The following is an 11,249-nucleotide window of genomic DNA, read 5'->3' as shown; positions in this document are numbered from 1 at the left end:
CGGTTCCGGGGCCCCTTCTTCTCTTGCCCCTCTCTTCCCGTCTCAGGCCGCCATGGCCGGGCATGCCCGTGCCTGTGGGCAATCCAGGGCGAAAGGCCCGGGAAAGGCCGCAGCGGATTTACCCGGTGGATTGCCCGCCAGCAGCGCCGGAGCCTTGGCTGCCTGGCTGTGATGGGCGATCTGGTGATTGCATTCGATGGCCCGAGCCAATGCTCCGGCCGACCCCTGGCCCAGCCCCAGCAGGCTGGTGCCATTGGTGAAGAATGCGAGGAAGGCGGTGATCATCAGACGGCGCCCTTTCATGACCGTCTCCCCGCTTCGGCATGGAGTACCGGGCCCTGGCCGCTTGCCGCGCCGGAATCAATCACCGCAGCGCTCGGCAGGCCTGCAGCCAGGCTGGCCCAGAGCATCAGAAGCAGATAAAGCCCCAGCGCCAGGTAGGCGCCGTGCTTGGCGGAACTGAGGATCGAACGGGCCATGGTGATCTCCTGAGGCGTTTTCGTGCCCAGAGGATCTATCAATCAAACGCCAGTAAAAAGACGTTTATATCCATAGCCATCATCAATTTTCTTGATGCTTGAAACGCGCGTCTCAGTCCTGCAACAGGCTGGTCAGACGCTCGCGGGAAGTCTGCGGCTCGCCTTCGACAGGCTGGGCAGAGGACAGGATGGGGGTGGAGTAGAGCAACAGCAGAACCACGGTCAGACGCATCACCATGCTATCGATCCTTGCTCGGGAAAGAGTCAATAATTCAGCGTCAAATTTAAACACATGGCTATATGACACTACCAAGCAAAATTTGCCTGGCGTTTGGAATGGGTCGCAAACAAGTCATTCAGAAACGACATCTGTAGATACTGCCGGGACCCCATTCTGTAGGAGCTGGCTTGCCAGCGAAGACGGTCCAGAGAACGATGCACGGCTCGGGGCCCTGTTCGCTGGCAAGACAGCTCCTGCAATAGATCGAAGTCGGCCAACGCTCAGTGCTGGGCCTTGTGATCCAGGGCGGCGTAGAAGTTGGCGCTTTGTTGCAGGTACTTCTGGGTGTAGGTGTTGGTGCTGGATTTCTTCTGGCTGATTTCCACGCTGGCGCTGGCAGGCAGTGCCACGGTGGCGGAAATGGCGGAGGCTGCGATCACGGAGAAGAGATTGAAGTTCATGGCGGTAACCCTCGTATTCAGTTGGCTTGCTTGCCCGTGTGGGCCGTGAAGCAAACTTACTCCCGAGGGTTGGCGGGAAAAAATTCTTTGCGGCAGTAGCCATTATCAGCGTCGTTAATAGAAGGAGTCAGGCCCCGGATGCCGGGGCCTGCGGCCTATTGACGCACCAGGAATTTGATATCGCTGGGGGAATCGAACGGCAGTTTCTGCACGGTCTTGCCCAGGAAACCGGTCTTGGCGTCGCGCTCGATCACCACGATCTCGTTGCTTTTCTGGTTGCCGATCAGCACATAGCGGTTGCTCGGGTCGAGGCTGAACTCCCGTGGGTGATCCCCCTCCACCGAACGCCGCTGGATTTCCTTGAGCTGACCATTGGCCGGGTCGATGGCAAACACCAGCAACTGGTTGGCGGTGCCCCGGTTGCTGACATACAGGTACTGGCCGTCCTTGGAGGCGTGCAAGGCCGCGGCGGCCTTTTTCTCCTTGGAACCGTTGGCCGCCAGGTCAAGCATCTGACGCTGGGTCAGCTTGCCGTCCTGGTAGTCGAACACCGCCAGTTGAGCGCTCATCTCCATGGTCAGGTAGGCATGCTTGCCATCGGCGCTGAACAGCAGGTGCCGCGGGCCGCTGCCCGGCGGCAATTGGACGAAGGCCGGGTCGGCCGGGCTCAGCGGGTGTTCCGCATTGGCCTTGGGGTCATAGCGATAGACGAAGATCTTGTCCGCGCCCAGGTCGTTGGCGAACAGGTACTTGCCGTCCGGGGACGGCACCGACGAATGCACGTGGGCCGACTGCTGGCGCTCGGGGTCGACCCGGCTGGCCGGATGACTGGTGAGCTGCACCACCGGCGACAGATGACCGTCATCGCTGACCGGCACCACCGCCAGGCTGCCGCCCGGATCCACATCCACCGAATAGTTGCTGACGAACAGGTAGTTGCCGTCGGCACTCAGGCTGGAATGGGTGGGCTCGTTACCCTGGCTCTGCACCTGGTTGATCAGGCTCAGTTGATGGGTTTTCGGCGCCAGGCTGTAGCTGCTGACACGACCGATGGGGTCGGCCTGCCCCGGGCTGTTCTCGTTCACCGCGAAGACGAACTTGAGGTCCTTGGACAAGGTCAGCCAGGACGGGTTGGAGCTCTTCACCACCTGCAGCGGCTTGGGGTCGATCTGCCCGGTGCGCTCATTGAATTGCAGGCGGTACAGACCCTGGCTCTGGCCCTGGGTATAGGAGCCCACCAGCAGTTCGTGGGTTTCGGTGGCCGGCGCGGCCTGGACCGCCATGGCACCGACACTGCCGGCCATCAGCAGGGGCCAGAAATTACGCATCTTCATGTTCACCTTCCTCTTCGTCGCGGGCACTGAACGCGCTCATGCACACCAGGCGGTGCTCACCGGAGTCGCCTGCCAGGGTCCAGCTCTGCAGGTCCTGGTCGAAAGTCGCGGCCTGGACCTGGGCCAGGGTGAAGCTCCAGCGCTTGGCCGCACGGCCATCCATGCACTCGATCAGCAGGCGTTGCTCGTCGAGGGTGAAATCGAAAGCGTGCAGGCCGTCGATTTCCAGCATGTCGCAGGCTTCAAGGGCGGTGAGCAAGGTGTCGGTAGCAGCGGTCATAGCGATCAATCATCAGATGGAAAGGCGCAATGATAGCTGATTGGCGCTGGCGGGTTGGGCCAGCATTGCGCCGCGCAGGCCATTGCCCCTGCAGTCTACCCGGAGATGCGAGGTGCTTCAGGCGCCCCCCCATGCCCGTGGAGAACAGGCATGAAAAAGCCGCACCCGGGGGTGCGGCTTGGTGTGCAAGGCGCCAGGGTCAGTGGGCGAACAGCGAATTGCCCTTCTGCCCCGCCAGCTTCTCCGGCTTGATCAGGAACCGCGCCAGGGCCGGCAGCAGCCATAGGGCGCCGAACATGTTCCACAGCAGCATGAAGGTCAGCATCAGGCCCATGTCGGCCTGGAACTTGATGGCCGAGAAGATCCAGGTGCACACGCCGATGGCCAGGCACAGGCCGGTGAACAGCACCGCCTTGCCGGTGGAGCGCAGGGTCTGGTAGTAGGCCTCCTGCAGCGGCAGGCCGGCCCGCAGGAAGCTCTCCAGGCGGCTGTAGATATAGATGCCGTAGTCCACGCCGATGCCCACCCCCAGCGCCACCACCGGCAGGGTCGCCACCTTGACCCCGATGCCCATGAAGGCCATCAGCGCGTTGCCCAGCACCGACGTCAGCACCAGTGGCAGGACAATGCACAGGGTCGCCGCCCAGGAGCGGAAGGTGATCATGCACATGCCGGCCACGCAGATGTAGACCAGGATCAGGATGGTCAGCTCGGATTCCTTGATCACCTCGTTGGTGGCGGCCTCGATCCCGGCGTTGCCGGCCGCGAGAATGAACTCCAGGCCGTCCTTGTTGTGCTGCGTGGCGAACTCCTGCACCGCATGCACCGCGCGATCCAGGGTCGCGGCCTTGTGGTCGTTGAGGAACACCAGCACCGGCGCCAGAGAGCAGTTGTTGTTGTACAGGCCGTCGGCCCGGGCAATGGAGTTGTTCAGTACGTCAGGGTTGCGCGACAGGGTTTCCCACTTCAGGTTGCCCTCGTTCATGCCCTTGATCATCTGCTTGGAGACGGTCACCAGGGAAATCGCCGACTGCACGCCCTCGGTGTTCTGCATCTTCCACATCAACTCGTCGATCGGCGCCATGGCCTCATAGCGCGAGCAGCCTTCGGCTGCGGTCTTGACCATCACCACCAGCACGTCGGAACTGGTGGAGTAGTTGCTGATGATGAAGTTGTTGTCCTTGTTGTAGCGCGAATCGGGACGCAGCTCCGGGGCGCCCTGATCGAGGTCGCCGATCTTCAGGTTCTGGCTGTACCAGAGGCCGCCGGCAAAGGCCACCAGGGCCAGGGCAACCGAGATCGGCGCAACCTTCGGGCTGGCAAAATTCGACAGCAGGCGCCAGAACGGATGCTCGCGGGAAGCGTCCTTCTTGCTGCGTTCCACCGCGCGCTTGCTGATGCCGACGTAGGAAATCGCCACCGGCAGCAGGATCAGGTTGGTGAACACGATCACCGCCACACCGATGGAGGCACCGATGGCCAGCTCGCGGATCACCCCGATGTCGATGATCAGCAAGGTGATGAAGCCCACGGCGTCGGCGAGGATCGCAATCATCCCCGGCAGGAACAGTTGGCGGAAGGTGCGCCGCGCCGCGGTCAGGGCGTTGTCCGCATCACTGGACTGCAAGGCGATGCCGTTGATTTTCTGCACCCCGTGGGAAATGCCGATGGCGAAGATCAGGAACGGCACCAGCATCGAATACGGGTCCAGGCCGAAGCCGAAGGCGTGCATCAGGCCCAGTTGCCAGACCACCGCCACCAGGGTGGTGATCAACACCGCGATGGTGCTGCGGATGCACCAGGTGAACCAGTACAGCAGCACCAGGGTGATGATGAAGGCCACGCCGAAGAACATCACCACCATGATCAGGCCGTCGATCAGGTCGCCGACCTTCTTGGCGAAGCCGACGATGTGGATCTTCACATTGGGGTTCTGCGCCTCGAACTTGTCGCGGATCTTCTCTTCCAGCTGGTGGGAGAATTTCTGGTAGTCCAGGGCCAGCAGCTTGCCCTGGTCCTGCGGGTCCGGGTAGGACTCCAGCAGCGGGATATCGACGATGCTGGACTTGAAGTCGTTGGCCACCAGGCGCCCGACCTGGCCGGACTTGAGCACGTTGTTGCGCAGCTGTTCGAGGCTGTCGGCCGAACCGTTGTAGCTCTGGGGAATCACCTCGCCGCCGGCGAAGCCCTCTTCGGTCACTTCGGTCCAGCGCACGCTGGGGCTCCACAGCGACTTGAGCCCGGAGCGATCGACGCCGGAGATGTAGAACACCTCGTCGTTGATCTGCCGCAGGGTTTCCATGTAGTCCTTGGTGAAGATGTCGCCGTCGCGGGCCTCCACCGAGATGCGCACGGTGTTGCCCAGGTTGGCCAGGTCGTTGCGGTGCTCCATCATCCGCTCGATGAACGGGTGCTTGAGCGGGATCATCTTCTCGAAGCTGGTGGACGGCCGGATCAGGGTCGCCTGCCAGAACAGGAAAGCGCTGACCAGCAAGCAGATGAAGATCACTGCCGGGCGGTTATTGAAAATCAGGCGCTCAAGAAAGTTCGCCTTGTCCTGGTGATGACTGCTCATGGAATTCCCCACCTTCTTATTATGTGCCCGGCTTATTGGCCGAGTTCAGCGCCCGTTGCTGCAGAAACCCGTACACCGCCCTGCCCGGCCAGGATCAGGTCGCCGTTGCCGGCAGCGGTGACCGCCGACAGCGAGATGCGGTCCGCACGGTTGAATACGCTGAAGGTCTGGCCGTGGTCGGTGCTGCGGATCACGCTGCCGCCGTTGCCGACGATCACCAGCGAGCCATCGTCCAGCAGGGTCGCCCCCGACAGGCCGAACTCCAGGGCGCCACGGGCGGCGTTCAACTGCACCTGTTCCCAGGTGTTGCCGAAATCCGTGGAGCGGTAGAGATTGCCGCGCAGGCCATAGACCAGCAGAGTGGCCGGCTGGCCGGTGCCGATCACGCCGAACAAGGAGCCTTCATAGGGGCCTTCGAGACGTTCCCAGGTCTGCCCGTCATCGGCGGAGCGGAACATGCTGCCCTGTTCACCGACAATGAACAGCCCGGCATCCTTGACCTGGGCAATGGCGTTGAGGTGGAACTGGTCCTCGTTGTCGAGGCGGTCACTGACGTCCTCCCAATGCTGGCCACCATCGGTGGTCTCCAGCAGGGCCCCGTAGGCGCCCACCGCGTAGCCGGTCTGGGTGTCCTTGAACCACACATCGAGCAAGGGGGCCTCGCGCTTGAGGTCCTGGAACTGCCGGGTCCAGGTGGCACCGCCGTCGCTGCTGGCCAGGACCTGGGCATCGTGCCCCACCGCCCAGCCGTGCTTGTCATCGACGAAGTACACCGCCGTCAGCAATTGCCGGGTCGGCACCTTGGCCTGGACCCAGGTCTGGCCCTGGTCGTCGGAATAGAGAATGTGCCCGCGATCGCCCACCGCCACCAGGCGCCTGCCGGCGTGGACCACATCGAGCATCAGGCTTTTCGCCGCCTTGGGCGATTCGATGGAATAGACAGAATCCGCTGCAGTGGCAGCGGCCAGGACCGGTGTCGACAGCGTCACGACACCCAACAGCGAGAGCGCTGTAGCCAACAGTGCGAACGTGCGCAGCGCCGGCGGGCGGCCAACAACCACACCCATGACAGGCTCACTCATAGACCATTCCCCCATTATTATTGTCAGGTCATTCAACCTCTCAGGGCGCCTTGAGGGGCTGCGCAGGCCTGGGCGATCATGACGATCGACCTGAAACCTGCAATCTAGAGCCCCTTCGGCTGCGGGCTATCCTATCGGGCTTTGGAAAGGTCTGACAATCGACGCCACGTTATCTTTTGTTAACCATCAGCCCCTGCCGAAACCCTAAATGGCCGCCCATTCGCAGGACTGATGGATGGGCCTGAACCGCGTCTGCGCGACAGTGGGACAAAGCCTGATCCAGGACAGGGGCCACCCCTCCCCGGCCGGGGCTATGATGAGCCGGGCAGACTTCAGGACAGAGCCATGATTGCCATACGCGAGGCGTGGAAAGTCGGATTGCTGGGACGTGCGCACTGGGGCCGCAACCTGGTGTCCGGGGTGATTGTCGCAGTGGTGGCGTTGCCCCTGGCCATGGCCTTCGCCATCGCCTCCGGGGTCAAGCCCGAACAGGGCATCTACACCGCCATCGTCGGCGGCCTGCTGGTGTCGCTGTTCGGCGGCAGCCGGGTGCAGATCGCCGGGCCCACCGGGGCCTTTATCGTGATCCTTGCCGGGGTCACCGCCCAATACGGAGTGGATGGCCTGCAACTGGCGACCCTGATGGCCGGGCTGATCCTGTTCCTGCTGGGCATCAGCCGCCTGGGCGCCCTGATCAAGTTCATCCCGGACCCGGTGATCCTGGGCTTCACCGCCGGTATCGGGGTAATCATCTGGGTCAGCCAGTGGAAGGATTTCTTCGGCCTGCCCGCGGTCAGCGGCGAGCACTTTCATCAGAAACTCTGGCACCTGCTGCAAGCCCTGCCCCAACTGCACCTGAGCACCACCCTGCTGGCCCTGCTGAGCCTGGCGCTGCTGCTATGGGTGCCGTGCATCCCCCAGCTCAAGCGCCTGCCGGCCCCCCTGCTGGCCATGACCCTGGCCACGGCCTTGCAGTCGCTGTTCCAGTTCCAGGGCGTAGCCACCATTGGCAGTGCCTTCGGTGGCATTCCCCAGGGCTTGCCGGCGTTGCAGTTTCCAGAGGTCAGCCTGCCGCGGATCCTGGACCTGATCGGCCCGGCTTTCGCCATCGCCATGCTCGGGGCCATCGAATCGCTGCTGTCGGCGATGGTGGCCGATGGCATGGCTGGCACCCGCCATGACTCCAACCAGGAACTGATGGGCCAGGGCATCGCCAACCTGGTCACCCCGCTGTTCGGCGGTTTCGCCGCCACCGGCGCCATTGCCCGTACCGCCACCAATATCCGCAACGGCGGCAGCAGCCCGCTGGCGGGTATCGTCCATGCCCTGGTGCTGCTGCTGATCATCCTGTTCCTGGCGCCGCTGGCAGCGAACATTCCGCTGTGCGCCCTGGCGGCGATCCTGTTCGTGGTGGCCTACAACATGAGCGAGCTGCACCACTTCAAGCGCATGCTGCAACGAGCCCCCCGGGCCGATGTGGCGATCCTGCTGTGCACCTTTGTGCTGACCGTGTTCAGCGACCTGGTGATCGCGGTGAACATCGGCGTGGTCCTGGCCATGCTGCATTTTCTGCGACGCATGGCCTCCTCGGTGGAAGTGCAACAAGTGGTGGAACAGGATCTGCAGCAGGAACTGCACCGCAGTGGCCAACTGCACCTGCCACCGGGCGTGCTGATCTACACCATCGAAGGGCCGTTGTTCTTTGGCGCCGCGGAGACCTTCGAACGGGCCCTGGCCCAGACCCACAGCGACCCGCAGGTGCTGATCATCCGCCTCAAGCATGTGCCGTTCATGGACATTACCGGGCTGCAGACCCTGGAAGAGGTGATAGGCCAACTGCACAAACGCGCGATTGTGGTGAAGTTGTGCGAAGCCAACCTCAAGGTGCACGGCAAGCTGGAGCGGGTCGGCATCCTGCACGCCATCGGCCCGCAGAACTATCACCGCGATTTGAGCGAGGCGCTACAGAGCCCAATCCCCCCTGCCTCCCCACCACCGCTCGCGTAGGAGCTGGCTTGCCAGCGAAGGGATGCCGAGGGCGGTACAAGGCTTGGGGGCCTCTTCGCCGGCAAGCCGGCTCCTACGGGGGGTATGCGGTGGCTTGGGTCCGTAGGAGCTGGCTTGCCAGCGAAGGCGATGCCGGGGGGCGGTACATGCCTCAGGCGAGGCTTTTGCTCACCACCTCGAACACATCGCTGGACAGCTCGCCGGAGGCGCGGATGCGCTCCAGTTCGCCTTTCATCAGTGCCTGGCGGGCACTGTCGTATTTGCGCCAGCGGGTCAGCGGCGCCAGTTGCCGCGAGGCAATCTGCGGGTTGAAGCCGTTGAGCTGGATCACCAGGTCCGCCAGGAAGCGATAGCCGGAACCATCGGCGGCGTGGAAGTTGATCAGGTTCTGCCCGGCAAACGCCCCCACCAGCGCCCGCACCTTGTTCGGGTTCTTGATGTTGAACGCCGGGTGCTGCATGAGCGCCTTGACCCGCTCCAGGCCGCCCGGCAACGGGCTACCGGCCTGCACGCTGAACCACTGGTCCATGACCAGGGCGTTGTCCTTGAAGTTCTCGGCAAACACGGCCAGGGCCTTGGCCTTCTCGGCCTCGAACGGCGAGTTGACCAGCACTGCCAGGGCGGTCAGGCGCTCGGTCATGTTGTCGGCGCTGTCGAACTGTTCGATGGCCGCCGCCAACACCTCGGGCTTGTGGGTCAGCATCAGGTACGACAGGGCGATGTTCTGCAGGGCGCGACGGGCGAAGTGCTCGGACTCGGCCACATAGGCGGTGGCCTTGGACACCTGCCGATTGGCCTGATAGCGCTTCCACAGCGCGTCGAACAAGCGGTCAGCCAGTTGCTGACGGGCAAACTCGCGAGCCGCGTGGATCGCCTCGACATCCGCCACTTCGCTGATCTCGGTGAGGTAGGCCTCGCCCGGCAGGGACAGCATTTCGGCGACCATGGCCTGATCCAGGCTGTCGTCGGCGAGCACGGTGCCCAGGGCTGCCACCAGACGTTCGTCCATCGCCAGCGCCCGGCCCTGTTGGTGCTGGGCGATCAGTTCCTGCAACACCTGCACCGACAATTGCTGGCCGGCGTCCCAACGGTTGAAACCGTCGCTGTCGTGCTGCATGAGGAACATCAGCTGGTCACGGTTGTAGGGGAAGCCCAGCTTCACCGGAGCCGAGAAACCCCGCAGCAGCGAGGGCAGCGGATGTTCGGCGATGTCGACGAAGGTAAAGGTCTGCTCGGCCTCGGTCACCGACAACACGCGGGACGTGCCCTGGGCGGCGGCTTCACCGGCCAGGCGCAAGGCCATGTCGGCACCGGTGCTATCGAGCAGGCCCAGGGCCACCGGAATCACGAACGGCAGTTTTTCGACCTTGTCCGGGGTTTGCGGGCAGCTCTGGCGGAAGGTCAGGCTGTAGGTTTTCGCCGCAGCGTCGTAGGACTCGCTGACCGCCAGCCGTGGCGTACCGGCCTGGCTGTACCAGCGCTTGAACTGGGTCAGGTCGACGCCGTTGGCGTCTTCCATGGCCTTGACGAAGTCGTCGCAGGTCACGGCCTGGCCGTCATGGCGCTCGAAGTACAGGTCGCTGCCCTTACGGAAGCCTTCGGCGCCGAGCAAGGTGTGGATCATGCCGACAACTTCCGAACCCTTTTCGTACACGGTCAGGGTGTAGAAGTTGGAGATCTCGATAAAGCTTTCCGGGCGCACGGCGTGGGCCATGGGGCCGGCGTCTTCGGCGAACTGGTGGGTGCGCAGGTACGCCACGTCCTGGATGCGCTTGACCGTGGCCGAGTTCATGTCCGCGGAAAAACCGGCGTCGCGGAACACCGTGAAGCCTTCCTTGAGCGACAGCTGGAACCAGTCGCGGCAGGTCACGCGGTTGCCCGACCAGTTGTGGAAGTATTCGTGGGCAACGATGGCCTCGACCCGCTGGTGCGCGGCGTCGGTGGCGGTTTCGGCACGAGCCAGCACGGCGCTGGAGTTGAAGATGTTCAGGCCCTTGTTTTCCATGGCGCCCATGTTGAAGTCGTTGACCGCGACGATCATGAAGATGTCCAGGTCGTACTCGCGGCCATAGGTCTCTTCGTCCCAGCGCATGGACTTCTTGAGGCTGTTCATCGCGTGCTGGCACTTGTCGATGTTTTCCGGCTCGACATAGATGCGCAGCGCCACGTCGCGACCGCTCTGGGTGCGGAAACTGTCTTCCACGCACCACAGGTCACCGGCCACCAGGGCGAACAGGTAGGCGGGCTTCATGAAGGGGTCTTCCCAGGTCGCCCAGTGCCGGCCGTCTTCTCCCGGGCCGCTGGCGATCGGGTTGCCGTTGGACAGCAGCACCGGGTAGCTGTGCTGCTCGGCCACCACGGTGGTGGTGAACTTGCTCATCACGTCCGGGCGGTCGAGGTAATAGGTGATCTTGCGAAAGCCCTCGGCCTCGCACTGGGTGCAGAACATGCCGCTGGACTTGTACAGGCCTTCCAGGGCGGTGTTGCTTTCCGGGTGGATGCGCACGCTGGTGTCCAGGGTGAAACTGGCGCTGGTCGGGTGCAGGGTCAGGTGGCTGTCGTCCAGCTGGTAGTCGCTGGCACTCAGGGCCTGATCGGACAGGCTCACCGACAGCAGCTCAAGCTGCTGGCCGTCCAGCACCAGGGGCGGCAGGCCGGCGCCCCGGGCCGGGTTGCGACGCATCACCAGCTGCGCATGGACCAGGCTGTGGTCCTCGAACAACTCGAAGGTCAGGTGGGTCTCGTCGATCAGGTACTCGGGGGCCTGATAGTCCTTCAGGTAGATCATCTTCGGTTGGTCGGTGCGCATGG

At 63.3% G+C, this 11,249-nt stretch carries 10 protein-coding genes; 1 reads left to right on the top strand and 9 read right to left on the bottom strand.

The annotated features are described in order from the left end of the window. Positions 1–42: 42 nt before the first annotated feature. From KCG88_RS03955 to KCG88_RS03925, 8 genes are all read right to left on the bottom strand, one after another. Complete coding sequence (locus KCG88_RS03955) at positions 43–303, bottom strand: hypothetical protein (RefSeq protein ID WP_047286958.1); 261 nt, start codon at positions 301–303, stop codon at positions 43–45. Then, positions 300–479, bottom strand: coding sequence for a hypothetical protein (locus KCG88_RS03950; RefSeq protein WP_210711796.1), 180 nt, complete (start codon positions 477–479; stop codon positions 300–302). The genes KCG88_RS03955 and KCG88_RS03950 overlap by 4 nt, the downstream gene beginning before the upstream one ends. 112 nt (positions 480–591) lie before the next feature. Then, entirely contained in the window at positions 592–717 is a 126-nt protein-coding gene (locus tag KCG88_RS31085) for a hypothetical protein (protein WP_282598187.1), read from the bottom strand. Between the two features lie 263 nt (positions 718–980). Then, entirely contained in the window at positions 981–1,160 is a 180-nt protein-coding gene (locus KCG88_RS03945) for a hypothetical protein (protein ID WP_047286962.1), read from the bottom strand. A gap of 155 nt (positions 1,161–1,315) precedes the next feature. After that, positions 1,316–2,494 (bottom strand): lactonase family protein, encoded by a 1,179-nt coding sequence (locus KCG88_RS03940; RefSeq protein ID WP_210711795.1) that lies wholly within the window; start codon positions 2,492–2,494, stop codon positions 1,316–1,318. Beyond that, complete coding sequence (locus KCG88_RS03935; protein WP_047336965.1) at positions 2,481–2,774, bottom strand: DUF5629 family protein; 294 nt, start codon at positions 2,772–2,774, stop codon at positions 2,481–2,483. The genes KCG88_RS03940 and KCG88_RS03935 overlap by 14 nt, the downstream gene beginning before the upstream one ends. 199 nt (positions 2,775–2,973) lie before the next feature. Next, a complete protein-coding gene (locus KCG88_RS03930; protein WP_047286966.1) occupies positions 2,974–5,349 on the bottom strand; it encodes an RND family transporter in 2,376 nt (791 codons plus the stop codon). A 32-nt stretch (positions 5,350–5,381) separates the two neighbouring features. Beyond that, positions 5,382–6,431: a YCF48-related protein gene (locus tag KCG88_RS03925; protein ID WP_210711794.1), complete on the bottom strand. Its 1,050-nt coding sequence runs from the start codon at positions 6,429–6,431 to the stop codon at positions 5,382–5,384. A gap of 345 nt (positions 6,432–6,776) precedes the next feature. Between KCG88_RS03925 and KCG88_RS03920 the strand changes: the two genes are divergently transcribed. After that, a complete protein-coding gene (locus tag KCG88_RS03920) occupies positions 6,777–8,438 on the top strand; it encodes a SulP family inorganic anion transporter (protein ID WP_210711793.1) in 1,662 nt (553 codons plus the stop codon). A 151-nt stretch (positions 8,439–8,589) separates the two neighbouring features. Here the strand turns inward: KCG88_RS03920 and pepN are convergent, their stop codons facing one another. Beyond that, positions 8,590–11,247 (bottom strand): aminopeptidase N, encoded by a 2,658-nt coding sequence (gene pepN / locus KCG88_RS03915; RefSeq protein WP_047336967.1) that lies wholly within the window; start codon positions 11,245–11,247, stop codon positions 8,590–8,592. Between the last annotated feature and the right edge of the window lie 2 nt (positions 11,248–11,249).

Origin of the sequence: Pseudomonas sp. MWU349 (assembly GCF_017947325.1) — a bacterium.
Lineage (GTDB): Bacteria > Pseudomonadota > Gammaproteobacteria > Pseudomonadales > Pseudomonadaceae > Aquipseudomonas > Aquipseudomonas protegens.
Note: the sequence above shows the minus strand (reverse complement) of the source record. Positions and strands in the feature narration are given on the sequence as shown.

Bases quoted from the DNA above. Each gene is read 5' to 3' on its own strand.
- KCG88_RS03925 (WP_210711794.1), bottom strand. From the start codon at position 6,431: ATGAGTGAGCCTGTCATGGGTGTGGTTGTTGGCCGCCCGCCGGCGCTG.
- KCG88_RS03940 (WP_210711795.1), bottom strand. From the start codon at position 2,494: ATGAAGATGCGTAATTTCTGGCCCCTGCTGATGGCCGGCAGTGTCGGT.
- KCG88_RS03955 (WP_047286958.1), bottom strand. From the start codon at position 303: ATGAAAGGGCGCCGTCTGATGATCACCGCCTTCCTCGCATTCTTCACC.
- KCG88_RS03950 (WP_210711796.1), bottom strand. From the start codon at position 479: ATGGCCCGTTCGATCCTCAGTTCCGCCAAGCACGGCGCCTACCTGGCG.
- KCG88_RS03920 (WP_210711793.1), top strand. From the start codon at position 6,777: ATGATTGCCATACGCGAGGCGTGGAAAGTCGGATTGCTGGGACGTGCG.
- KCG88_RS31085 (WP_282598187.1), bottom strand. From the start codon at position 717: ATGGTGATGCGTCTGACCGTGGTTCTGCTGTTGCTCTACTCCACCCCC.
- pepN (WP_047336967.1), bottom strand. From the start codon at position 11,247: ATGCGCACCGACCAACCGAAGATGATCTACCTGAAGGACTATCAGGCC.
- KCG88_RS03935 (WP_047336965.1), bottom strand. From the start codon at position 2,774: ATGACCGCTGCTACCGACACCTTGCTCACCGCCCTTGAAGCCTGCGAC.
- KCG88_RS03945 (WP_047286962.1), bottom strand. From the start codon at position 1,160: ATGAACTTCAATCTCTTCTCCGTGATCGCAGCCTCCGCCATTTCCGCC.
- KCG88_RS03930 (WP_047286966.1), bottom strand. From the start codon at position 5,349: ATGAGCAGTCATCACCAGGACAAGGCGAACTTTCTTGAGCGCCTGATT.